This is a genomic window from Streptomyces humicola, from assembly GCF_024436035.1.
Taxonomy (GTDB): Bacteria; Actinomycetota; Actinomycetes; order Streptomycetales; family Streptomycetaceae; genus Streptantibioticus_B; species Streptantibioticus_B humicola.
Genome location: NZ_JANFNG010000006.1, coordinates 69,940 through 92,172 on the forward strand (window position 1 = coordinate 69,940; position 22,233 = coordinate 92,172).

Below are 22,233 nucleotides of genomic sequence, written 5' to 3' on the forward strand. Positions count from 1 at the left end.
TCCGTGATCAGCCTGTCACCGCCTGTGGATAACTCCCCTGGCTCCCCGGCCCCCCTGTGGACAACTCCCCGTCATCGGCACCGGGGACTGGGCCCCCGTGCCCTCGGGCATCGCCCCCTCAGGGATTGACCAGCAGCGGCCGCAGCCGCCCGCCGCGCGCCCGCTCCACCAGCGCCTCCGCATACCGCCCTGCGAGCACCGTCAGCGGGACCGCCACGAGCACCCCGATCAGTGCGCCCACGACCACGTCGTGCGGATAGTGCACGCCGACGTACACCCGTGACACACCCATGGCGACGGCCGCGAGCAGGGCCAGCCACCCGAGCCTGCGATGGGCGATGAAGAGCGCGGCGGCAGTTGAGAAGGCGACCACCGTGTGGTTGCTCGGAAAGGACCAGTCACCCGTGCCGGGGCAGGCTTCGAGGGTGAAGCTGTGCGCGATCTGCTGACACGGCCGCGCCTCCTGCACCATCGACTTGATCACGTCGTTGACGACGTAGGCCACGACCACCACGACCGGCGAGGCGAGCACGCGCGCCATCGTCGCGGACGGCTGCCGCCGCGCCCACCACCATCCGATCACCATGAGCACGGCGAAGATCCCCACACCCAACGACGACCAGTACTTGATGATGTCGTCGAGCCACGCCGGAGCGGTGCGCGCCCAGCCGGTGACCTGCGTGTACAGGCCGCCGTCGATGTGCGAGCCGTTGAAGGCGAGAGCGTTCACGGCATGGACGCGCAGGGTGCTGTGGGCCACATCGGCAGCGGGCAGTGTGGGCACGAGCGAAGTTCCTCCGATAATCGATTCGGCGCCGCGCCTCGCGGCCCGCCCCGAATGTCTACAGGCTCGTAGACTGTGGGCCAACTTTAGTCGACGGGAGAGGGGACGGAATCCATGACGGACGCCGCGCGCCGCCCGGCGGGTGAGCTCGAAGCAGAGGTCCTCGCCGCCCTGTGGGCCGCCCATGCCCCGCTCACGCCGCCACAGGTCCAGCAATCCCTCGGGGGCACCCTGGCCCGTACGACCGTGGCCACGATCCTGGCCAGACTCCATGACAAGGGCACGGTGATACGCAGCCGGTCCGGTCGCGCCTACGCCTACACCCCGGCCGTCGAGGACGAGGCCGCGCTCGCCGCCCGCCGCATGCACACCGAGCTGGAGAAGGGCGACGACCGATCCGGCGTCCTCGCCCGCTTCGTCTCCCGGCTCTCGCCCGACGACGAACAGCTGCTGCGCGGCCTGCTGGCCCGCGCCGAGGAGCCGGGGAGCCGCCCGTGACCTGGGCCGTCTGGGCTCCGCTGCTCGCACCGCTGCTCGCGGTGCCGTCGGCGCGCCGGCTGGCCGACATCCTTCCGCCACGTGCCGCCGCGCTGCTGCTCGCCTCGACCGCCACGCTGCTCGCGCTGCTCAGCGCCGGCGCTCTGGCGATGCTGACCGCGGCCGGACTGCTGCGGTTGCCGCTGATCGCCGGACTCGCCCACATGTCTGCCGCGGACATGCGGCGCAGCACCCCGGTCGTCCTGCCGATCGGCGCGCTGGCCGCGCTCACGCTCGCGGTCGCGGCGGTGGCCCTGCTGCGTACGGCGCAGCGGCACCGCCGCGACCTGCTGCGTGCGACCGACACAGCGGAGCGCCACGGCGGCGCAGGCGATCTGACCGTGCTGCCCGACCCCGGCGCCGACGCCTACGCGCTGCCGGGATTGCCCGGCCGGCCCGGCCGGGTCGTCGTCACCGCGGGCATGCTGCGGCGGCTCGACGCGCGTGAGCGCGAAGTGCTGCTGGCGCATGAGCGCGCCCACCTGAAGTGCCGGCATCACGTGCTGATCATCCTCACCGATCTCGCGAGCTGCCTGCACCCGGCGCTGCGCCTGCTGCGTACGCCGCTCACGTTCCACTTGGAGCGGTGGGCGGACGAGTCCGCGGCCCGGGCGGTGGGCGACCGAAAGCTGACCGCGCGGGCAGTCGGCCGGGCCGCGCTCGCCGCATCGGCGGCGCCCGCCCTGCCCCGGCCCGCGATGGCGCTCGCCGCCTCCACCGGGCCCGTGCCACGCCGGGTGGCGGCGCTGCTCGCGGCGGAGCAGCCGCGGCCGCACTGGTCGTCGCGGTTGCGCACGACGCGGCCCGCAGCGGCGGTGGCGGCGCTGCTCACCGCGTGCGTGCTCGCCTCGGGCGTATGCGCGCTCGAAGCCGCGACCGATCTGCATGCCAATATCGAGTCGGCGCAGGGTGCGGTCCTGGCCCACGACGGGCACTGGCATGTCCACCACGACGAGCACTTCACGGCGTGATCACAGCCTGATCCCGTAGTTTTGGCCATGACGGCCCCGCCCTGCCCGCGAGGCATCACAGCGCCGCGAACCAGCGCGCCCCGAGCTGCGTCTACACTCGTGTAGACCTTCAGAGCCCAGAGAACCCCCAGACACCACCCAGCCTGCACCCACCGCCGCAGAGGGGCGCGACATGAACGCACTGACCCACGGGTCACAGCTCGCCGTCAACGTGATGGATCCGACCTCACTGCTGTCGACATTCGGCGCGCTTGGCATCCTGGTCGTGCTCTTCGCCGAAACCGGCCTGCTGATCGGCTTCTTCCTGCCCGGCGACTCGCTGCTGTTCACGGCCGGCCTGCTCACCACGACGACCGCGAACTCCACGATCCACCTGTCCCTCACCTGGGTGCTGCTCGCGGCGGCCGCCGGTTCACTGATCGGCGCGCAGACCGGTTACTACATCGGGCGCCGCGGCGGCCCGGCGCTCATCGCGCGTATCAAGAACCCCAAGCTGCACCACGGGATCAAGCGCTCCGGCGAGATCCTCGACCAGTACGGGCACGCCAAGGCGATCGTGCTGGCCCGGTTCATCCCGGTGGTGCGCACGGTGCTCAACCCGATGGCCGGTGCGCTCGGCGTGCCGCCGAAGACGTTCGCCCTGTGGCAGGTCCTGGGCGGTGTGGTGTGGAGCATCGGCGTCACGATCGCCGGACACGCGCTCGGCTCGTCGATCCCCAACATCGACAGCTACCTGCTGCCGATCATCGCCCTGATCGTCGTCGTCTCGCTGATCCCGGTGGCGCTGGAGATCCGCAAGGCCCGCCGCGCCCCGGCGGCGGACATCCGCGAGTACAGCACGCCCGAGTAATCGTTTTCCGTCGACTTTCCGCTGGAACCGTTCCGTAGAGTGCGTCGATCGGGTGATACTCCGTGCGGAGTATCACCCGATCGCCCCCGGCGAGAGCGAGGCTGCAGGATGTTCCGGAACGGGCTTGAACCCTGGCACGTGATCCTGGTTGTCGTGGTGTGCCTATTGCTGTTCGGCTCCAAGAAGCTGCCGGACGCGGCCCGCGGCCTCGGAAAGTCGCTGCGCATCCTCAAGGCCGAGACGCGCGCGCTGCGTGAGGACGGCAACGAGGGCACCGACGAGGCGTCCGACTCCGCCCCGCCCGCGCGGGAGACCGGTCCCCGCGAAGCCCTGGAGCCCGCAGACCGCGAGCCCGAGCCGGCGGCCGCACCCGGCGAACGCCGCCAGGCCTAGGCCTAGCTAGGGCGGGGATTCCCGCCGGAAGGGCCGCGGCACAAGCGGCGGAAGCGACCAACGCCCGTCGCGCACCGACGCCTCAGGCCCGTAGATGCTCATCGCGAGCGTGAACGGACCGGCAGGCGCGGGAAGCCAGTTCGCGGCCTCGTCCGGCTTGCCGGGACGCTCGCGCTGCACATACAGCGTCAATCCGCCGTCAGGGTCCTGGACCAGGCCGGGCGTGTGGTCACCGATCCAGTGGCGGCTCTCGGGGTTGTCGACGAGAGTGCGCCGGGGCAGTTGCCGGATCGCGACCGACCAGAGGAAGCGCGCGGGCGGCAGTGCTCCGGACGCGAAACGAATGGTGTAATCGCGCACCCCGCCGTCCGGAGGCGCGGTGCCCTCGCTGTCGGCGGTCCAGCCGCCGTACCAGGCCTCGTCGACCGGCAGCCCGTACAGTCCGAGGTGGGCGCCGACGGCGCGGGCGAGGATGTTCCCGCGGTGCTCGGCACGGGTGCCGTACCAGGGTGAGGAGTCGGTTGCCCGGGCGGTGGCGGTGCGCATCAGCTGACGTGCGTCGACGACGCCGAGCTCGACCGCGGTGCGGATCTCGTGGGTGAGCGCGTCGAGTTCGAAGGTGCCGCTGCCGTCGACGCCCAACTCGTTGAGAGCGCTGCGCAGTTCCGCCTCCTCCGGCAGGGTGGGGAAGAAGCCGAGGAGAAAGTCGAGCAGGCGGAAGCAGGCGGCACTGCGCAGCGACTCCTCGTCCCAGACGGGCCAGTCGGTCCCGTCCCACGCGGATCGTGGCGCGGGCTCGCCGAGGCGTTCGCTGAGCGGCGTGAGGCGGTACCCCTCCTGGACCGTACGCAGGCCCGTCATGTCGTCGGGGCCGGCGAGGAAGGTGCGGCCGACGATGCCGACGAGGAAGGTGTCGGCGCACAGCACGCTGTCGATGCCATCGGGTACGGGGTCGCTCCAGTCGGGGCCGGTGATCAGGTGGCTGCCGGGCTGCGCCCCCGTGGTCCGGGTACCGACGAGGCCGACGTAGCAGGTGTCGAGGTCGTGGACCGGCAGGACGTAGTAGCGATCGGTGGCCGGCACCGAGAGGATCCACGGTCCCGCCCGCAGATCCAGCCACGCCCAGGAGTACGGGGTGTCGCTGACGGGCCGCATGTCGTGCCGGAAGCGGCCGAACTCGCCGTCCACGGGTTCGATGACCTGCCGGTACATCGTGCGGTAGTTCAGCAGCATGGGGTATGCGTAGATCCAGGCCTCCGCGGCCGTGCGCCGCACGATGTCGACTGCCGGAACACCCATGCCGACTACCGTCCTCCCGACCTTCTGTTACGGATAGTAGTCGTACGGGAATGCTGACGCGCGGCGGGCGGCCACCAGCCGGGCCTCACACCCGGAATCGCCCAGTACGTTCAGCACCAGGAGCATCCGATGGTCCAGCCACCCGCCCGCCAGAACGTCACCTTCCCCAGCGCCGCGGGCACCGCCCACGGCTACCTCGCCCTGCCCGCCGACGGCGGCGGTCCCGGTGTGATCGTCATCCAGGAGTGGTGGGGCCTGACCGGGCACATCGCCGACGTCGCCGACCGCCTGGCCGCCGCCGGATTCACCGCGCTCGCCCCCGACCTGTTCGGCGGCACCGTCGCCCACGACGCGGCCGAGGCCCGCCGGATCTCCGCCGGGCTGCCCGCGGGACGCGGCGTCGAGCTGCTCTCGGGTGCCGTCGACTACCTGCTCTCGCGCGACGAGGTGACCGGCGACCGGGTCGGCGCTGTCGGCTTCTGCATGGGCGGCGGTTTCGTGCTGCTGCTCGCCGCCCGCGACCCGCGCATCGCCGCCGCCGTACCGTTCTACGGGGTGATCCACGGTGATCTGCCGGACTTCTCGGCGCTCAAGGCCGATGTGCTCGGCCACTACGGCCGTACCGACCGCACTGTGCCGCCGGAGTCGCTCGACGAGCTCGCCTCGGCGATCCGCAGCCAGTCCGGCATCACCCCGCAGTTCCACCTCTACCCGGCAGGCCACGCCTTCTTCAACGACAGCCGCCCGGAGACCCACGACCCGGCTTCCGCCTCGCTCGCCTGGGACCGCACGCTGGAGTTCCTGCGGACGCATCTGTCGTGAGCTGTCCTGAGCTGTCCTGAGCTCTCCCGAGCGGGTGTCCCGAGCGGTTGTCCCGAGCCCGGTATCGAGTCTGGCATGTCCCTGACGAGTTGGTAGGGTGATCCGGCCGTCGCGGCGGGGCAGCCGTGCTCTTGCGTGTACATGCCCATCTGTGTACTTGCGTTACGACTTGGAGCTTTCATGAACAGGACTCTTGCCGTCATAGCCGCAGCCGTCTGCCTGGGCGCCGGAGCCGTCGGCTGTTCGTCGGGCACCAAGGCCACCAGCTCGTCGGCGCCGAGCAGCGCCGCCGCGTCCACGCCGGCCGCCGCCGCCCCGGGCCAGGGGTGCAACGCCCCGGTCCTGAAGCAGGCCACGCAGGCGATGGACAGCGAGAAGGACGCCATGAACCAGGAGCTGAACACCGCCGGCACGGGGGTGAAGATCACGAAGATCACCTCCGACGATTCGTGCTACCTGGTGATGGAGACCAACGCGAAGACCAGCGACGCCCAGGCGAAGAAGGAGTTCCAGTCCGTGGGCCAGGGCTTCGCCGGCGCCATCCCCACCTCCGGCGCAAGCGCGATCAAGGGCGTGAAGATCGTCGCCGCCGACAACAGCGTCATCTTCGAGCAGGGGGCGTCGAAGTAACGCAAGCCTCGGGGGAGACCGTGGTCGGCGATCTGCTCGGTCAGCGCCCCGCTCGTGTGCCCGCCGCGCCCCCGAGGTGCCGGGGGCGCGTGAGCCAGACGCTCTCGCGCGGTCGCGAGGCCCGCTTGCCGGCCACGAGGCCCTCCCGGCGCTCGTTCCTTTGGTTACACGGCAGATGTCACAACGGGTCGATCTCGGTCAGCTCGCCGTCGAGCCGCAGCCAGCGTGTGATGCCCAGATCGCGCAGGAACGGGACGTCATGACCGGCCACGATCAGCGCGCCCTCGTACGACTCCAGCGCCGTGGAGAGCTGCCGCACGCTCGCCAGATCCAGGTTGTTGGTCGGCTCGTCCAACAGCAGGAGCTGCGGCGGTGGTTCGGCGAGCAGCAGCGCCGCCAGGGTGGCCCGGAAGCGCTCGCCGCCGGAGAGGGTGCCCACCTGCTGGTCGGCACGACGCCCCCGGAAGAGGAACCGGGCCAGCCTGGCGCGGATCGTGTTGTCGGCCACCGCAGGCGCGAACCGCGCGGTGTTCTGCGCCACCGTCAGCCCATCGTCGAGGACGTCGAGCCGCTGCGGCAGATAACGGACGGGAACCGACGCCCTCACCTCCCCTGCCACCGGCGGGAGTTCACCGGCGATGGTGCGCAGCAGCGTGCTCTTGCCCGCTCCGTTCCTGCCGACGAGGGCGATCCGTTCGGGGCCGCGCACATCCAGATCGGCCCGGTCGCCGCCCCACTGCGGCTGCAGCCCAGTGAGGGTGAGCACCGTCCGTCCGGCCGGGACGCAGGTCTGCGGCAGGTCGATGCGGATCTCGTTGTCGTCACGCACGGCCGACTCCGCCTCGCTGAGCCGCTCCTTGGCCTCTTCGAGCTTCTCCATGTGCATCGTGCGGTGCTTGCCCGCGGCCACCTGCGCCTGGCGCTTGCGTTCCTTCATCACCACCTTGGGCTCACGCTTGGTGTCGTACATCTTCTGCCCGTAGCGGACGCGCCGGTCGAGCTTGATCCTCGCCTCGCTCAGTTCGCGCTTCTGCTTGCGCACATCGGACTCCGCGACGCGCACCATGCGCTCGGCCGCCTCCTGCTCGGCGGCCACCGCCTCCTCGTAGTCAGTGAGGTTGCCGCCGTACCAGCGGATCTCGCCCGAGCGCAGATCGCCGATCTGGTCGACGAGTCGGAGCAGCTCCCGGTCATGGCTGACGATCACCATGGCGCCCGTCCACTGGGCGACGGCATCGTAGAGCCGGTGGCGGGCGGTCAGGTCGAGGTTGTTGGTGGGCTCGTCGAGGAGCAGGACGTCGGGCCGCCGCAGGAGCTGCGCGGCGAGGCAGAGCAGCACCGACTCGCCGCCGGAGAGCTCGCCGATCGGGCGCTGCGGCGTGACGTGCTCCAGGCCGAGCCGGTCGAGAGTGGCCCGGGCCCGCTCCTCGACGTCCCAGTCGTCGCCGACGACGGCGAAGTTCTCCTCGCGCACGTCCCCGGCTTCGATCGCGGCGAGTGCCTTGCGGATCTCGGCGATCCCGAGCGCTTCCTCGACGCGTACGTCGGTGCGGAGTGTGATGTTCTGCGGAAGGTAGCCGAACTCACCGGTGACCTTGACCGAACCGCCGGCCGGGGTCAGCTCCCCGGCGATCAGCCGGAGCAGCGTCGACTTACCTGACCCGTTGACGCCGATCAGTCCGGTACGGCCGGGACCGATCAGCAGCGAGAAGTCGGTGAACACGGGGGTGCCGTCGGGCCAGGCGAAGGTGAGGTCGGCGCAGACGACGGACGAGGTTGACGTACTCATGGAGGCCTCCGGTCGGGTTCGCGGTGTTCGATGACGCGGGAAACCTCAGATGAGCAATGGTCTTCTCCAGTCGGCGGCAATGAGACTTCTGCACCGTAGAGGCAACGGTCGCCGCCGAGCGACCGAATTTCGTAGGCCCACTGTTCGGGCCCCGACAGCGGGGACGCCTGCCGGCCGGCGCGGCTGCCCCGAACTCGGCCGCGAGCACGCACCGGGGCGCAGCCGGCCTCGGGCCCACCCGCTACAGAGCCACCGTCACCGTCTGGGTGGCGCCCGCCGCTCCGCGCCGCCGCGTCGCCGTCCTGCCCGAGCTGCGGGTTCGCGCATCGCGCGGCTCGAAAGCCAGCGGACCGGCGGCTGATTCCTCAACAATGCCTACGCCAGGTCGGCTTCGGTGTTCGTGGGACGGTAGGCGCCCACCCAGATTTCGGTGATCGCGCTGACGTACCGCGCTCCGCAGGCATCGCTCGGGACGACGAGCTGGCTGCCTTCCGCATCGAGCGGGTTTCCGTCCAGGCTGGTGGCGAGCAGCACGGGGGCGTTGCCGAATTCGGCGTCGATTTCCGGCCAGGACAGCACTGCTCGATGGCCGTCCCTGCCGAAGACCGCGACGAGGAAGCGCGAGCGGTCCTTGCGGCGGCGCACGTCGAAGGCCGGTTCGGCCCGGGTGATGACGTCCCTGAGCAGGGGTCCGGTGAAGGCGTGGTGCTGGGCGCCGTTGGTGGCACAGTCGAAGACGACGTCTGCCTGGTGGGCGGAGAAGTGCCGTAGCTGTTCCACGGTCAGGTCGGCGGGGTGGCGGAGGTCGCCGTGAAGGCGCAGGGGCCCGGTGCGGACCGTTGTTGTCAGGGGCGGTGCTGTGGTGCGGCTCATCGGCGTCCCCTCCGACCATCCGTGCGACGGGTTGTCCGGAAGACGTCATGCCCGTTCACCATGGTCGCGAACCGCACATGCTGCAGCTTTCGGCGACTTTGCCTCATGAATGTGTGCCGTATTAAAGAATATGGCTCACACATGCGGGCATCCTGGTCATGCCGAGCCTTCGTGTGGGGGGTGCCTCCTGGACGGCCGGTCCGGCGTTGCGTCCTGAGCCCGGTGTTCCTCGAGGGCCAGCCACACCTTGGCGCGTAGCAGCGGGACCTCTGTGAAGCGCACTCCGGTCGCGTCGCGCAGGGCGTTGGCGAAGGCGGGGTCGGGCGCAACCTGTCCCGCCTGACGGACCGGCTCGATCTCCGCGCGGCACTCCTGTGCCACCCGCACGGCCCGCGCTACAAGGGCCGGTCGATGTGAACGTTCGTCGACTTCACCCGCGCCGTCGCCACAACACCCACCGCGAGCCCCAGGTCCTCGACCGCCTCGCGCGTCACCACCGAGACCAGCCGATGCGGACCCGCCTGGATCTCCACCTGCGCCACCACATCGTCCACACGCACCGCGGTGACGATGCCGCGGAACGAATTGCGGACCGAGGTCAGGACGTCGTCACTTTCGAACCCGGCATCCTTCGCCCGATCCGTGGCGAAGCCCGCAAGACTCACCCCGTCGATCACGCGATTCCCCGCCTCGTCCCGCTCGGTGACCAGCCGCCCCGCATCGGCCCACCGCCGGACCGTCTCCCCGCTCACGCCCAGCAGCCGCGCAGCCTGGCCAATGCTGTAAGAAGGCATGACCGCACTCTAACGACGGCGGACGGTGACAGCCGCGTCGCCTGCTGCGAACCGGCAGATCAGCCGGTTGGCTATCGGCTCGGGGACGGTACTGGACACGTGGCGCGCGGCGATTCCAGCTCCGGATGGATCGCGGCCAGCATCTCGCCCGAGGCGTCCATGACCTCAGCCGGGGTGCGCTAGTTGACCGTCAGCCGCTCCAGACGCCAGCGATCGCCGAAGTGCGGGCGCAGCGCCTGCGCGGGACTGCGCCGCGTCTGTGCGTTGTTCCGCTTCGGACGCCGGTTCCGGCTTGCGGTTTCCGCTGCGTCAACTCCTACGGTCGTCTGTGTGGCCGGAGAGACCGGCCCGGCGATGGGAGGCACGGCAATGGCCTGGTCGATCGCGGATGTGGCCCGGATGTCCGGGGTGACGTCCCGGACGCTGCGGCATTACGACGAGATCGGTCTGCTGCCGCCCGCGTGGATCGGAAGCAACGGGCACCGCTACTACGAGGAGGCCGATCTGCTGCGGCTGCAGCAGATCCTGCTGATGCGGGAGTTGGACCTCGGGCTGCGCGAGATCCAGGCGGTCCTGGACAGCCACGTCGATCAGGTGACCGTGTTGCGCGAGCACCACCGGCGGCTGCTGAGGGAGCGGGACCGGCTCGAGACGCTCGCCCGCACGGTCGGGCGGACCATCGCCGAACTGGAGGAAGGTAAGGACAACGACGACATGACAAAGATCAACAGGCCGGAGAACCTGTTCGAGGGATTCGAGCCCTCCCACTCCGAGGCCGAGGCCGAGGTACGGGAGCGGTGGCCGCAGGCGTGGGAGCAGTCCCAGCAGGTCATCGAGGCGATGACCGCAGAGGACATGGAGCGGTGGCAGCGTGAGGTGACGGCGCAGATGATCCGCATGGCGGAGTTCATGGTGGTCGGCACATCGGTTGCCGATCCTGCGGTGCAGGCCGAAGTGGACGCCCACTACCAGGGCGTCTGTCGGTTCTGGACCCCGAACGCCGCCGCGTACGAGGGACTGGGCCAGACCTACGTCGAGGACCCGCAGTTCCGCTCGAATTTCGACAAGATCGCCGAAGGGCTGGCCGTCTACCAGCGCGATGCGATGGTCGTCTACGCCGATGCCCGGCTGAGCTGACCGACGGTTCACACTGCCGGGGGGCTGCAGACCCCGGCAGCAGCCACCGTTCGCGGAAGGAGGCCCGACGCCGGGGTGGCCGGGCGGGCGCGCCACCCTCAACGCGATGCCTCGTGCTGCACCGTCCAAAGGCCTCCGTCCATCGCTTGTCCACCAGGGACCACAGTCGGAGGGCCTGCCCGACTCGCGGGCGTCTTGCCATCCTCCTCCAGGGGGCGCCGGGTACCCCGGGGCACGGCGGCGGGCGAGTTCGGGCCCCGGTGTCGTCCGGCGTCGGGGCCCGGCCGGGCTCTCGGCATCTCTGTACGCGGCATGGTGGGAGCCGGATTCGCGGCTGTCAACAAAGTGCGCACGCCGCGGTCGAAATACCCTGAATGTCCTTCAGGACGTTAAGGCGGGCTCAGCACCGCCCGCAGTGGTCAGCGGGCGGCGGCAGCGGCGCGCCCCACCTCGCGAGTGGTATTCGGCGGCAGTGCGGGCAGTTCCCCGCCGGCGTCCAGGAAGCGCGCCACGGGCAGGGTGGCCGCGCCCCGCGCGACGGCGTCGGGGCCGAGCGCGCCCAGTTCGATGGATGTCTGCGAGAAGGGCAGGCGCAGCGCGTGGTCCCGGGTGGCCTCGCGGATGGGGGCCAGCAGCGCGGGGGCCATGGTCAGTCCGGCCCAGCCGCCGATGATGACCCGCCGCGGGTTGAAGAGATTGACCAGGCCGGCGATGCCCACGCCGATACGGAGGGCTGTCTCCTCCAGGACCGACCTGGCCGCCTCGCCCGCCGGGGAGCGGTCACGCTCGGCCAGCAGCATGATCCTGCTGAGCGCTTTCTCCTCGTCGGCCGGATCCAACTCCGCAGCGCCCTCGGCCTCCTGGTAGCGGGCGATCACGGCGGGCGCGCCGACGTAGGCCTCCAGGCAGCCCCGTGTGCCGCAGCGGCACAGCCTGCCGCCGACCTGGACGTTCGTGTGGCCCCACTCGCCCGCGCTGGTGCTCGAGCCGCGCAGCGGCTTACCGCCCATGATGAGCGACGCCCCGGTACCGGACCCGATCAGCAGGAAGACGGCGCTGCCGGAGGTGCTGCCCGAGCCGAACCACAACTCGGCCTGGCCCATGGTCGTGGCGCCGTTGTCGACGAACAGAGGCAGTTCGGTGTGGGCGCGCAGCAGCTCCTCGAGCGGGACCGCGTCCCAGCCCACCGTCTGCCCGTACACCACGGCGTACGGCTCCCGCTGGACGATACCGGGCACGCCGATGCCGACTCCGAGGATCCGCCGCTCCTGTCCCGCGGCCAACTCGCCAAGACCCGAGGCGATGCCGGCGACCACCTGGTCGGGGTCCGGACGTCTTCCGACGATGGGCACGTCGATCGACGCCTGCTCGCGCAACCTGAGGTCGAAGCGTTCGAGCCGGATCCGGGTCTCGCCGACGTCCACACCGATGACCTGGTAGCGCGCGTTGTCGGCATGGAGGAGGATCCGCGGCCGGCCACCGTCGGACTCGACCGAGCCGGCTTCGACGACCACCTTCGCCTCCAGCAGGTCGGCGACGACGTTGCTGACGGAGGCGGAGCTGAGGCCGGTGGCGTGGATGAGGTCCTGTCGGCTGAGCGGCCCGTGGAAGTACAGGTGACGCAGGAGCCGGGCCCGGTTGGCGCGCCGCAGGTCGCGGACGTTTCTGTTCCCCTCGTTGGTCATGCGCCAACCCTTCTGCTCGTCGGCGGCCGCCTCCGTTCAGGGGGGGCACCGGCCGACCGTCAATTTTGCGCGATGTCTTGACGGTTGATTGTCTCACAAGTTAGATCACACCGCGAACTAACCCTTGAGGAAAGGGCGTTCACGAACCGCCCGGCGGGCCCCGTCATCCGTCGCAGCGGTCCGGTCACCGGTCAACCACCCACGCGCGCCTTGCAACCCCGCCCCCTCTCGGCCCACCGTCCCGCACCTCGCAGCCCCGGCACCCTCTCGACCCGTCATGCCACCGCGCCTACCGCCCGTTGAAAGGTCCGCCATGCGCCGTCCGTTGCACCGCAGACCCGTCGTGCTCGCCCTCGCCGCCGCGACCGCCCTGCTGACCGGCGCGTGCGGCAGCGGCTCCGGCTCCTCCTCCGCCTCCGGCGGGCATCCGACGATCACCTACTGGGCCAGCGACCAGGGCAGCTCGATCTCCGACGACGTCAGGGTGCTCACGCCCGAACTCACCAGGTTCACCAAACAGACCGGTATCAACGTCAAGCTGGAGGTGATCTGCTGGAACGACCTGCTCAACCGGATCCTGGCCGCGGCCAGCTCGGGACAGGGACCGGACGTGGTCAACATAGGCAACACCTGGTCCGCCTCGCTCCAGGCGACCGGCGCCTTCCAGCCCATGTCCAGCGACGTGATGAAGCAGATCGGCGACAGCGGACGCTTCCTGCCCGGGGCGCTGGCGGCCACCGGCGCACCCGGCAAGGAGCCGGTAGGCGTCCCCCTGTACTCCATGGCCTACGCGCTGTACTACAACAAGGCGATGTTCCAGGCGGCGGGCATCGCCAACCCGCCCACCACCTGGGATGAGTTCGTCACCGACGGCAAGAAGCTCACCCATGGCAACCAGTGGGGCGTCAGCGTCGAGGGTGCAAGCACCTCGGAGAACGCCCACCACGCCTTCACCTTCAGCCAGCAGCACGGCGGCAGCTTCTTCGACGCCTCCGGCAAACCCACCTTCGACACGCCCCAGAACGTCGCCGCCATCAAGCAGTACGTCGACTTCATGGCCGCCGACAAGATCGCCAACCCCAGTGACGCCGAGTACTCCAACGGAACGGAGGCCGTGCAGGACTTCGCTACCGGCAAGGCAGCCATGCTGCTGTGGCAGACCGCTGACGCGTCGCTGGCCAACTACGGCATGAAACCCTCCCAGTACGGCGTGGTACCCGTGCCCTTCCCGGCCTCGCTACCGCCCGGCGGCAAGCGCGCCGACTCGATCGTGGCCGGCATCAACCTGTCCGTCTTCGCCGACACCAAGAACAAGGACGCCGCCCTGAAATTCGTGAAGTACATGACCAGCAGGCAGACCCAGATCGAGCTCAACAAGGCCTACGGCTCGCTGCCCTCGGTCACCGACGCCTACTCCGACCCGGCGTTCCAGACGCCCACGGCCCAGGTGTTCCAGAAGGTACTCGACAACTCGGCCGCGCCGATGCCCGCCGTACCCCAGGAGAGCCAGTTCGAGACGGCCATCGGCGGGGTACTGAAGAACCTGTTCGCCGACGCCGCCAGCGGCAAGGCCGTCACCGATCAGACGGTGGCCGCCCAGCTCAACCAGGCGCAGCAGCAGTTGCAGGCAGGTGGCTGACCGGCGACTGCCACACCGCCTGGCGCCGCACGCCTCCGTCTCGCGGGAGACCCGTCCGCCGACCCGCCTCCCGGACGGACCTTTCGCAACTGTCCGTGCACCGCACCACTGCCACCCGAGCGAGCAGCGCACCGCCTGGAAGGACCCACGCCGATGGCCGCAGCCACCGAAGCCGCCCGCGCCAGGGTGTCCGCGCCGCCGCCCACGCCGCCACCTCCGACACGCCGTTCATGGGAACGCGTGCGGCGGATCGGCCTGCCGTACCTGCTCCTGCTGCCGGCCGTGCTCTTCGAGCTGCTCGTCCACGTGGTGCCGATGCTCGTCGGCATCTTCATGAGCTTCAAGCAGCTCACCGAGTTCTTCATCCGCAACTGCAGCGCCGCCCCCTCCGCGGGCCTCGGCAACTACCGCTTCGCGCTGGACGTCAACAGCGCGGTCGGCCGCAATCTGCTGCACTCCTTCTGGATCACCTGCGGCTTCACCGTCCTGACGGTGGGCCTGTCCTGGCTGATCGGAACGGGCGCCGCGCTGCTCATGCAGGACCCCTTCCGCGGCCGCAGGCTACTGCGCACCTACTTCCTGATCCCGTACGCCCTTCCCGCCTACACCGCCGCGATCACTTGGGAGTTTATGTTCCAGCGGGACACCGGGCTGGTGAACACCCTGCTCGTGCACGACCTGCACCTGTTCAAGCAGCCGCCGTTCTGGCTGCTCGGCGGCAACAGCTTCTGGGCCCTTGTGATCACCGCGGTCTGGCGAACCTGGCCGTTCGCCTTCCTCGTCGTCACCGCGGGCCTGCAGAACATTCCCGGCGATCTCTATGAGGCGGCCGCCATCGACGGGGCGGGCGTGTGGCTGCGGATCCGCTCGATTACCCTGCCGCAGCTCCGCCCCGTCAACCAGGTTCTCGTCCTGGTGCTCTTCCTATGGACCTTCAACGACTTCAACACCCCCTACGTCCTGTTCGGCAACGTGCCACCGCCCCAGGCGAACCTGCTCTCCCTGCAGATCTACGACACCTCCTTCCAGAGCTGGAACTTCGGCTCCGGCTCGGCGATGTCCGTCCTGCTGCTGGTCTTCCTGCTCCTGGTCACCGCCGCGTATCTGCTCGTCACCAACCGGAGGGGGAACGCCGATGCCTGACCGGTCGCCGTCACGGTCCCGACACCGGCCCCCGATGGCGCCGCCGCCATCGTTCGTGTGGACCCGCAGGATCGGCCTGACCCTGGTCGGCCTGCTGACGTTCCTCCCGCTCTACGTGATGCTCAGCAGCTCGATCAAACCGCTGCAGGACGTGCAGGCCGGCTTCGAATGGATCCCCGCGCATCTGACGCTCCGGCCGTACGCGGACATCTGGAGCACGGTGCCGCTCGGGCACTACTTCCTCAACAGCCTGATCATATCCAGCTGTTCGACCGTCGTCTCCGTCGTCATCGCGATCCTGGCCGCCTACGCGGTCAGCCGCTACCGGTTCCCGGGCCGGAGGCTGTTCAGCGTGACCGTGCTGTCCACCCAGATGTTCCCCGGCATCCTGTTCCTGCTGCCGCTCTTCCTCATCTATGTCAACATCGGCGCCGGCACCGGGGTGCAGCTCTCCGGCTCCCGGCTCGGGCTCGTGATCACCTACCTCACCTTCACGCTGCCGTTCTCGATCTGGATGCTGGCCGGGTACTTCGACTCGATCCCGCGCGAGTTGGACGAGGCGGCCCGGGTCGACGGCAACGGCCCGATCGGCTCGCTGTTCCGGATCATCCTCCCGGCCGCCGTGCCCGGCGTCGTCACCGTCGCCGTCTACTCCTTCATGACCGCCTGGGGCGAGGTGCTCTTCGCCTCCGTCATGACCGACGACTCCACCCGCACGCTGGCCGTCGGCCTGCGCAATTACGCGTCGCAGAACGACGTGTACTGGAACCAGATCATGGCTGCCTCGCTGGTCGTCAGCGTGCCCGTGGTAGCGGCGTTCCTGCTGCTCCAGCGCTATCTGGTCGCCGGGCTGACGGCTGGATCGGTCAAGTAACCCTGCGAGCGATCTCTACGGCCGCCGCGCCCTGACCTCCTTCCCCTCCCTTCACCCGAACCGTGAGCTGAGGAGCCCGATGCCTTCCCCCGACACCACCGCCTTCGGCCCCGACTTCCTCTGGGGGGCGGCGACGTCCGCCTACCAGATCGAGGGGGCCGTGGCCAAGGACGGCCGGTCCCCTTCCATCTGGGACACCTTCTGCCAAGTCCCCGGGGCTGTCGACGGCGGCGACACCGGCGAACACGCCTGCGATCACTACCACCGCTGGCCCGAGGACATCTCCCTGATGCGCGCCCTCGGCCTCACCGCCTACCGCTTCTCCATCGCCTGGCCGCGGATAGTCCCCGAGGGCACCGGCGAGATCAACCAGGCCGGGCTCGACTTCTACGACCGCCTCGTCGACACCCTGCTGGCGGCCGGCATCCGCCCGAACACCACCCTCTACCACTGGGACCTGCCCCAGGCCCTCCAGGATCGCGGCGGCTGGCCCGCACGCGACACCGCACACGCCTTCGCCGACTACGCCGCCGTCGTCGCAGCCCGGCTCGGCGACCGCGTCACCGACTGGGCCACCCTCAACGAACCTCTGTGCAGCGCCTGGATCGGTCACCTGGAAGGGAAGATGGCCCCCGGCCTCACCGACCTCACCGCCGCCGTCCGCGCCTCCTTCCACCTGCACCTCGGCCACGGTCTCGCTGCCCAGGCGGTACGGGCTGCCTCCCCCGGCCCGGTCCGCCTCGGCATCATCAACAATCTCAGCACCTGCGAACCGGCAAGCCCCAGCGACGCCGACAAGGCCGCGGCCCAACGCGCCGACGGCCACATCAACCGCTGGTGGCTCGACCCCGTCCTGGGCCGCGGCTACCCCCAGGACATGGTCGACGTGTACTCCGTATCCCTGCCCGAACGGGACGGCGACCTGGAGACGATCGCCCAGCCGCTCGACTGGATTGGCGTGAACTACTACTTCCGGCAGATCATCACCGACGACCCGGCTTGCGGGGCACCCTTCTTCCGGCAAGTGCCCGGGCCGGGGCCGCGCACCGCCATGGGCTGGGAGGTCCACGCGCTCGGCCTGGAACAACTGCTGCTCCGCTTCACCCGCGACTACGGGGTCCACGAGCTGATGGTCACCGAAAACGGGGCCGCCTACCACGACGTGGTCAGCCCGGACGGCCACGTCCACGACCCCGAGCGCACCGCCTACCTGGAGGAACACCTGGCCGCCTGCGCCCGCGCCGCGGCCGCCGGGGCACCGCTGACCGGTTACTACGCCTGGTCGCTGCTGGACAACTTCGAGTGGGCCTACGGCTACGACAAGCGCTTCGGCCTCGTCCACGTCGACTACGCCACCCAGCGCCGCACCATCAAGGACAGCGGCCGCCGCTACGCCGACATCATCCGCGCCCACCGGGCCGACTCCACCCCGACGGCCGCGGTCTGACGCCGTTCGGGTTGCGCCCGGCCCGGGACGCGAACACATCCGCCACGTCGACAACGACCTCGACCAGCCTGCCGCACGCACCCGCCGATCGCACCCGGCCGACGCCGCCGGAGGCCGGACGTCCTCTCGGCTCACGATGTTGTCGGCGCTGGGCAACGCGGTGGTCCTGACCACATTGCCCATGTCGGTGTCCAGGTCTCGGCGTCAGAGTGCTCGAAATGCCCGGAGCATAGGTGGTCGCGGAGCGCGGCAAGTGTCGGGCGCGGGTTGTCGCGGTGCCACACCAGCGAGTGCGGGTAGACCGGTGCCGGGTCGCGCACGGCGATCCGCCGCAAGCCGTGGTCGGCGGGCCAGACGAGGCGTGTCTGCTCTCCGACGAAGGTCGCCAGCGACCGGGAGTCGGCGATGGTGTCCAACAGGGGCTCGGTGCCGAAGTCCGGGCCGGTGATCTCGATGGTGAGCCCGAACGCGGCAGCGAGGGCATCGTAGTAGGCGGCCCACTCGGTTCCGGGAACGATGCCGGGCATCCAGATCCGGTGCCCGACGAGCTCGGCGGGCGTGACCGCGCGGGCGGCGGCGAGCTCGTGGGCCGGTCCAGTGAGAAGCTGGACAGGCTCGTCGAAGGCCCGGACGACCCCGATGTCGTCGGGGAGCTGCCGGCCGGGCATGGTGACGGCGCGGAAGGACGCGTCGATCGTGCCGGACCGGATAGCGTCGATGGCCGCGTCGGCGTCGAAGAGGGTCACGACATCAAGTTCGACCTCGGGGTGCGCGCGATGGAAGTCGCGCAGCAGGGCAGCCGGGGCGAGTCGTCGGCCGATCACGTCGACGCGCAGCGCGCGGCGGCCGGGACAAACGGAGGCGACTGCCCGCTCTTCGGCCCGTAGAAGGTCGCGGGCGTGGGGCAGGAACGACTGCCCGTCGATGGTGAGCTTCGCTCCGCGCGCGGTGCGGGTGAACAGCCGCACGCGGAGGATCCTCTCCAGCGTGGCGATGCGTTTGGAGACTGCCTGCTGGGTGATCGACAATTCGGCGGCGGCGTCCTGGAACCGCCCCGCGTCGGCGGCGGCCACGAACGTGCGCACAGCATCGAGATCCACGCCGACCACGGTATCGACACAACCAATGGTTGTGCTTTCCTGGCTGATCGGTTGTTTGATCTCGCCATCTGCTACTCGCTTTGATGCCGATAGTCAGGGTGTGGTTGTTCAGATCGGCGAGAGGTGCGTTGGGTATGCCGGGTAGGCGGGCGCTGGGGCGGCGGTTCGGGTGGTTGTGGGCGGCGTATGCGGTCAGCTCGTACGGCTCGGGGATCGGGTTCGGTGCGTTTCCCTTGATCGCGGTCCTCGTGCTGCACTCCGGGCCGACCCAGGTGGCGGCGCTGTCTGCCGCGGGGCGGGCAGTAGGGGCCGTGGTCGCGGTGCCGCTCGGTCCATGGGTGGAGTTCCGCCGCAAGCGGCCGGTCATGGTGGCGATGGACCTGACCCGGTTCGCGGCGATTATGAGCGTCCCCGCCGCGTTCGCGCTCGGCTGGCTCAGCTTCGCCCAACTCCTCGTCGTCTCCGTCGTCGTCGCTGCGGCCAACATCGCCTTCAAGACGGCCAGCGGTGCGTATCTGAAGGCGCTCGTGCCGCCGGAGGACCTGCTCGTCGCGAACGGCCGGTTCGAGTCCACGACGTGGACCGCGACTGTGGTCGGACCACCGCTCGGCGGGGCCGCGATCGGGATGTTCGGCCCGGTGACCAGCGTGGTGGCCGATGCGGTCAGCTACCTGCTTTCGGCGCTGGGCATCCGCGCTATCGGCGGGAGCGAGCCGCGCCCCGCGCGGACCGGTGCACCGCGGCTGCGAGCAGGCGATCTGCTCGAAGGCTGGCGCTACATCCTCACCCACCCCGCGCTGCGCCCGCTGTTTTTCAACACAATCGTGGTCAACGGCCTGATCATGGCGACCGAGCCGCTGCTCGCCGTACTCCTGCTGGGCCGCCTCGGGTTCGCACCTTGGCAGTACGGTCTCGCGTTCGCGGCCCCTTGCGTCGGTGGTCTCGTCGGCTCACGCCTGGCGCGCCGACTCGTCGCGCGATTCGGGCAGCACAAGGTGATGCTCACCGCCGGGGCGCTGCGTGCGTGCTGGCCTGTCGGATTGGCGTTCGTCCGGCCCGGTGTCCCCGGGATCGTACTCATCATCGCCGTCCAACTCGGCCTGGTGACCTGCTACGGCGTGTTCAACCCGGTGCTGGCCACCTACCGGCTCGACCACACCGACCCCGACCGGGTCGCCCGCACCCTGTCCGCGTGGTCGGTCAGCAGCAGCGCCATCATCGCGGCGCTGACCGCCCTGTGGGGTCTGCTTGCCGCCATCACCAGCCCCCGCGCCGCGATTGCAGCCGCCGGAGTCCTCCTCCTCACCACCCCGTTGCTGCTCCCGCGCCGGGAGAACGCGCCCCAGAACACAAGGGAACAGGCCGCGAGCCTCACATGACATGCCGCAGCTCGACACTGATCCCTTCGCTGAAGTCCGGCCCCGGGATTAGTGGAACCGGCGCATCACCGCTCGGGAGGAGCTTGTCCGTCCACAGCGGACGACAAAAGGCAAAGGCAAGGAGGTTACCCACTCCTTGCCACTCTCAACGTATAGCGCACCGGGGGCCTTGCGGCAAGACCCGGGTCGTGCTGCAGAATCTCCGACCGAAGCCAGAACTTGCGGAAATCAGGGATTCGCGAAGTACGTGCGCTTTTGGCTATGTATGGGTCGCGCGGGGATGTCGAACGACGGTGGGACTCGCGGTGTGGTTGCGGGCACTCGGCGCGGAGGTGCGGGTGTGCGCGCCGCCGGACTGCGCGGAGCAGCTGGCGAAATGCAACCTTGTTGGATGAGGGGGGTTTTCATGATTGACGTGATCGTGGCCGGCGGCGGACCGACCGGCTTGATGCTGGCCGGCGAGTTGCGGCTGCACGGTGTGCACGCGCTCGTGCTGGAGAAGGAGGCGGAGCCGACCGGGCAGTCCCGCGCGCTCGGCATGCACGTGCGCAGCATCGAGGTGATGGACCAGCGCGGTCTGCTGGAGCGGTTCCTCCCGCTCGGCAAGCAGTTCGCAGTCGGCGGTTTCTTCGCCGGCATCGGCAAGTCGTGGCCTGACCGCCTGGACACCGCCCATTCGTACGTCCTCGCCATCCCGCAGGCGGTCACCGAGCGCCTGCTGACCGAGCACGCCACCGAGCTCGGCGCCGAGATCCGGCGCGGCTGCGAACTGGTCGGGCTGAGCCAGGACGAACACGGGGTGACCGCCGAGCTGGCCGACGGCACGCAGCTGCGCTCGCGCTACCTCGTCGGCTGCGACGGCGGCCGCAGCACGGTGCGCAAGCTGCTCGGCGTCGGCTTCCCCGGTGAGCCCGCCAGGGTCGAGACGCTGCTGGGCGAGGTGGAGGTGACCGAGCAACCGGAGACGCTGGCCGCCGTGGTGGCCGAAGTCCGCAAGACCCATGTGCGGTTCGGCGCCATACCCCTCGGGGACGGGGTGTACCGCATCATCGTGCCCGCCGCAGGGGTGGCCGAGGACCGCACGGTCCCACCGACCCTGGAGGAGCTCCGGCAGCGGCTGCGGGTATTCGCCGGCACCGACTTCGGCGCGCACTCACCGCGCTGGCTCTCCCGCTTCGGCGACGCCACCCGGCTGGCCGAGCGCTACCGGACCGGCCGGGTGCTTCTCGCCGGCGACGCGGCGCACATCCACCCGCCGACCGGCGGGCAGGGGCTCAACCTCGGCATCCAGGACGCGTTCAACCTGGGCTGGAAGCTGGCCGCCGAGGTCAACGGCTGGGCGCCGGAGGGGCTGTTGGACAGCTACCACACCGAACGGCACCCGGTGGCCGCCGATGTGCTGGACAACACCCGCGCGCAGACCGAGCTGCTGTCCCCCGAGCCAGGTCCCCGGTCAGTGCGCCGGCTGGTGTCGGAGCTGATGGACTTCGAGGACGTGAACCGGTACCTGATCGAGAAGATCACTGCGATCGCGGTCCGCTACGACTTCGGCGAGGGGCATGAACTGCTCGGCCGGCGGATGCGGGACGTCGGGCTGAAGCGCGGTCGCCTCTACGAGCTGATGCACGGCGGCCGCGGACTTCTGCTCGACCAGACCGGCCGGCTCTCGGTGGCAGGCTGGGAAGATCGGGTCGACCACGTCGTCGACGTCAGCGAGGAACTGGACGTGCCCGCGGCGCTGCTGCGCCCGGACGGCCACGTGGCGTGGGTCGGTGAAGATCAGCAGGATCTGCTCAGCCAGCTGCCCGAGTGGTTCGGCACTGCCGTCGGCTGAGCGCGCAGTTGCGGCTCGAAAGGGGTGGGACCTGTCTCCTCCGGCCGAGTTCGGCGCGGTCCGGTGCCCTGCCCCGCCGGCTCGAACCCCCCGAAGCACGCCGTCAGCAAGATCAATCTCAGCGTCAACGCAGCTGAACGGTTCGACGACGGCGGCCGATTCGGCGAGCTCTGGCATATCGCAGAAGCTATCGCGGCTGGGTAGCGCCGATCAGCCCGCGCAAGGCGCTGCCGGACTTCCCCGGCAGCCCATG

At 69.9% G+C, this 22,233-nt stretch carries 20 protein-coding genes; 13 read left to right on the forward strand and 7 right to left on the reverse strand.

Annotated elements, in window-relative coordinates; translation table 11 throughout:
* Positions 1-118: 118 nt before the first annotated feature.
* Positions 119-784, reverse strand: coding sequence for a phosphatase PAP2 family protein (locus NGB36_RS10620; RefSeq protein ID WP_255919938.1), 666 nt, complete (start codon positions 782-784; stop codon positions 119-121).
* Positions 785-898: 114 nt separating this feature from the next.
* Here NGB36_RS10620 and NGB36_RS10625 point away from each other — a divergent pair, with 114 nt between their 5' ends.
* The 4 genes from NGB36_RS10625 (at position 899) to tatA (ending at position 3,535) form a co-directional block, all read left to right on the forward strand.
* Entirely contained in the window at positions 899-1,282 is a 384-nt protein-coding gene (locus tag NGB36_RS10625) for a BlaI/MecI/CopY family transcriptional regulator (protein ID WP_255919939.1), read from the forward strand.
* Positions 1,279-2,292: a M56 family metallopeptidase gene (locus NGB36_RS10630; protein ID WP_255919940.1), complete on the forward strand. Its 1,014-nt coding sequence runs from the start codon at positions 1,279-1,281 to the stop codon at positions 2,290-2,292. Before NGB36_RS10625 ends, NGB36_RS10630 begins: the two co-directional genes overlap by 4 nt.
* 172 nt (positions 2,293-2,464) lie before the next feature.
* Positions 2,465-3,142 carry a DedA family protein gene (locus NGB36_RS10635; protein ID WP_255919941.1) on the forward strand — a complete coding sequence of 226 codons (678 nt, stop codon included), beginning with the start codon at positions 2,465-2,467 and terminating at the stop codon, positions 3,140-3,142.
* Between the two features lie 108 nt (positions 3,143-3,250).
* Positions 3,251-3,535 (forward strand): Sec-independent protein translocase subunit TatA, encoded by a 285-nt coding sequence (gene tatA / locus NGB36_RS10640; protein WP_255919942.1) that lies wholly within the window; start codon positions 3,251-3,253, stop codon positions 3,533-3,535.
* Between the two features lie 6 nt (positions 3,536-3,541).
* Here the strand turns inward: tatA and NGB36_RS10645 are convergent, their stop codons facing one another.
* Complete coding sequence (locus tag NGB36_RS10645) at positions 3,542-4,834, reverse strand: DUF1254 domain-containing protein (protein WP_255919943.1); 1,293 nt, start codon at positions 4,832-4,834, stop codon at positions 3,542-3,544.
* Positions 4,835-4,963: 129 nt separating this feature from the next.
* On the opposite strand from NGB36_RS10645, the gene NGB36_RS10650 reads away from it, so the two are divergent.
* Together NGB36_RS10650 and NGB36_RS10655 are read left to right on the forward strand one after the other, a co-directional pair.
* Positions 4,964-5,656 carry a dienelactone hydrolase family protein gene (locus NGB36_RS10650; protein WP_255919944.1) on the forward strand — a complete coding sequence of 231 codons (693 nt, stop codon included), beginning with the start codon at positions 4,964-4,966 and terminating at the stop codon, positions 5,654-5,656.
* A 180-nt stretch (positions 5,657-5,836) separates the two neighbouring features.
* On the forward strand, positions 5,837-6,286 hold the full coding sequence (locus NGB36_RS10655; RefSeq protein ID WP_255919945.1) for a hypothetical protein: 450 nt from the start codon (positions 5,837-5,839) through the stop codon (positions 6,284-6,286).
* A gap of 178 nt (positions 6,287-6,464) precedes the next feature.
* Here NGB36_RS10655 and NGB36_RS10660 read toward each other — a convergent pair whose 3' ends face one another.
* The 3 genes from NGB36_RS10660 to NGB36_RS10670 all read right to left on the reverse strand — a co-directional run bounded on the left by NGB36_RS10660 (position 6,465) and on the right by NGB36_RS10670 (position 9,742).
* On the reverse strand, positions 6,465-8,075 hold the full coding sequence (locus NGB36_RS10660) for an ABC-F family ATP-binding cassette domain-containing protein (RefSeq protein WP_255919946.1): 1,611 nt from the start codon (positions 8,073-8,075) through the stop codon (positions 6,465-6,467).
* A gap of 375 nt (positions 8,076-8,450) precedes the next feature.
* Positions 8,451-8,948 (reverse strand): molybdopterin-dependent oxidoreductase, encoded by a 498-nt coding sequence (locus NGB36_RS10665; RefSeq protein WP_255919947.1) that lies wholly within the window; start codon positions 8,946-8,948, stop codon positions 8,451-8,453.
* Positions 8,949-9,343: 395 nt separating this feature from the next.
* Complete coding sequence (locus NGB36_RS10670; RefSeq protein WP_255919948.1) at positions 9,344-9,742, reverse strand: TOBE domain-containing protein; 399 nt, start codon at positions 9,740-9,742, stop codon at positions 9,344-9,346.
* A gap of 369 nt (positions 9,743-10,111) precedes the next feature.
* Between NGB36_RS10670 and NGB36_RS10675 the strand changes: the two genes are divergently transcribed.
* The gene (locus NGB36_RS10675) at positions 10,112-10,879 is read left to right on the forward strand and encodes a MerR family transcriptional regulator (protein WP_255920095.1); all 768 of its coding nucleotides are present in this window, start codon (positions 10,112-10,114) and stop codon (positions 10,877-10,879) included.
* 419 nt (positions 10,880-11,298) lie between these two features.
* Here the strand turns inward: NGB36_RS10675 and NGB36_RS10680 are convergent, their stop codons facing one another.
* Positions 11,299-12,564: an ROK family protein gene (locus NGB36_RS10680; RefSeq protein WP_255919949.1), complete on the reverse strand. Its 1,266-nt coding sequence runs from the start codon at positions 12,562-12,564 to the stop codon at positions 11,299-11,301.
* Between the two features lie 313 nt (positions 12,565-12,877).
* Between NGB36_RS10680 and NGB36_RS10685 the strand changes: the two genes are divergently transcribed.
* From NGB36_RS10685 to NGB36_RS10700, 4 genes are all read left to right on the forward strand, one after another.
* Positions 12,878-14,203, forward strand: a complete 1,326-nt coding sequence (locus NGB36_RS10685; protein WP_255919950.1) for an ABC transporter substrate-binding protein — start codon at positions 12,878-12,880, stop codon at positions 14,201-14,203.
* A gap of 153 nt (positions 14,204-14,356) precedes the next feature.
* The gene (locus tag NGB36_RS10690) at positions 14,357-15,346 is read left to right on the forward strand and encodes a carbohydrate ABC transporter permease (protein WP_255919951.1); all 990 of its coding nucleotides are present in this window, start codon (positions 14,357-14,359) and stop codon (positions 15,344-15,346) included.
* On the forward strand, positions 15,339-16,220 hold the full coding sequence (locus tag NGB36_RS10695) for a carbohydrate ABC transporter permease (protein ID WP_255919952.1): 882 nt from the start codon (positions 15,339-15,341) through the stop codon (positions 16,218-16,220). Before NGB36_RS10690 ends, NGB36_RS10695 begins: the two co-directional genes overlap by 8 nt.
* A 79-nt stretch (positions 16,221-16,299) precedes the next feature.
* A complete protein-coding gene (locus NGB36_RS10700) occupies positions 16,300-17,667 on the forward strand; it encodes a GH1 family beta-glucosidase (protein WP_255919953.1) in 1,368 nt (455 codons plus the stop codon).
* A gap of 131 nt (positions 17,668-17,798) precedes the next feature.
* Here NGB36_RS10700 and NGB36_RS10705 read toward each other — a convergent pair whose 3' ends face one another.
* The gene (locus tag NGB36_RS10705) at positions 17,799-18,767 is read right to left on the reverse strand and encodes a LysR family transcriptional regulator (RefSeq protein ID WP_255919954.1); all 969 of its coding nucleotides are present in this window, start codon (positions 18,765-18,767) and stop codon (positions 17,799-17,801) included.
* 134 nt (positions 18,768-18,901) lie between these two features.
* On the opposite strand from NGB36_RS10705, the gene NGB36_RS10710 reads away from it, so the two are divergent.
* Positions 18,902-20,146: an MFS transporter gene (locus NGB36_RS10710; protein ID WP_255919955.1), complete on the forward strand. Its 1,245-nt coding sequence runs from the start codon at positions 18,902-18,904 to the stop codon at positions 20,144-20,146.
* A gap of 406 nt (positions 20,147-20,552) precedes the next feature.
* Positions 20,553-21,980 (forward strand): rifampin monooxygenase, encoded by a 1,428-nt coding sequence (rox, locus tag NGB36_RS10715; RefSeq protein ID WP_255919956.1) that lies wholly within the window; start codon positions 20,553-20,555, stop codon positions 21,978-21,980.
* The last annotated feature ends 253 nt before the right edge of the window (positions 21,981-22,233 follow it).

Bases quoted from the DNA above. Each gene is read 5' to 3' on its own strand.
- NGB36_RS10625 (WP_255919939.1), top strand. From the start codon at position 899: ATGACGGACGCCGCGCGCCGCCCGGCGGGTGAGCTCGAAGCAGAGGTC.
- NGB36_RS10635 (WP_255919941.1), top strand. From the start codon at position 2,465: ATGAACGCACTGACCCACGGGTCACAGCTCGCCGTCAACGTGATGGAT.
- tatA (WP_255919942.1), top strand. From the start codon at position 3,251: ATGTTCCGGAACGGGCTTGAACCCTGGCACGTGATCCTGGTTGTCGTG.
- NGB36_RS10645 (WP_255919943.1), bottom strand. From the start codon at position 4,834: ATGGGTGTTCCGGCAGTCGACATCGTGCGGCGCACGGCCGCGGAGGCC.
- NGB36_RS10650 (WP_255919944.1), top strand. From the start codon at position 4,964: ATGGTCCAGCCACCCGCCCGCCAGAACGTCACCTTCCCCAGCGCCGCG.
- NGB36_RS10655 (WP_255919945.1), top strand. From the start codon at position 5,837: ATGAACAGGACTCTTGCCGTCATAGCCGCAGCCGTCTGCCTGGGCGCC.
- NGB36_RS10660 (WP_255919946.1), bottom strand. From the start codon at position 8,075: ATGAGTACGTCAACCTCGTCCGTCGTCTGCGCCGACCTCACCTTCGCC.
- NGB36_RS10665 (WP_255919947.1), bottom strand. From the start codon at position 8,948: ATGAGCCGCACCACAGCACCGCCCCTGACAACAACGGTCCGCACCGGG.
- NGB36_RS10670 (WP_255919948.1), bottom strand. From the start codon at position 9,742: ATGCCTTCTTACAGCATTGGCCAGGCTGCGCGGCTGCTGGGCGTGAGC.
- NGB36_RS10675 (WP_255920095.1), top strand. From the start codon at position 10,112: ATGGCCTGGTCGATCGCGGATGTGGCCCGGATGTCCGGGGTGACGTCC.
- NGB36_RS10680 (WP_255919949.1), bottom strand. From the start codon at position 12,564: ATGACCAACGAGGGGAACAGAAACGTCCGCGACCTGCGGCGCGCCAAC.
- NGB36_RS10685 (WP_255919950.1), top strand. From the start codon at position 12,878: ATGCGCCGTCCGTTGCACCGCAGACCCGTCGTGCTCGCCCTCGCCGCC.
- NGB36_RS10690 (WP_255919951.1), top strand. From the start codon at position 14,357: ATGGCCGCAGCCACCGAAGCCGCCCGCGCCAGGGTGTCCGCGCCGCCG.
- NGB36_RS10695 (WP_255919952.1), top strand. From the start codon at position 15,339: ATGCCTGACCGGTCGCCGTCACGGTCCCGACACCGGCCCCCGATGGCG.
- NGB36_RS10700 (WP_255919953.1), top strand. From the start codon at position 16,300: ATGCCTTCCCCCGACACCACCGCCTTCGGCCCCGACTTCCTCTGGGGG.
- NGB36_RS10710 (WP_255919955.1), top strand. From the start codon at position 18,902: ATGCCGGGTAGGCGGGCGCTGGGGCGGCGGTTCGGGTGGTTGTGGGCG.
- rox (WP_255919956.1), top strand. From the start codon at position 20,553: ATGATTGACGTGATCGTGGCCGGCGGCGGACCGACCGGCTTGATGCTG.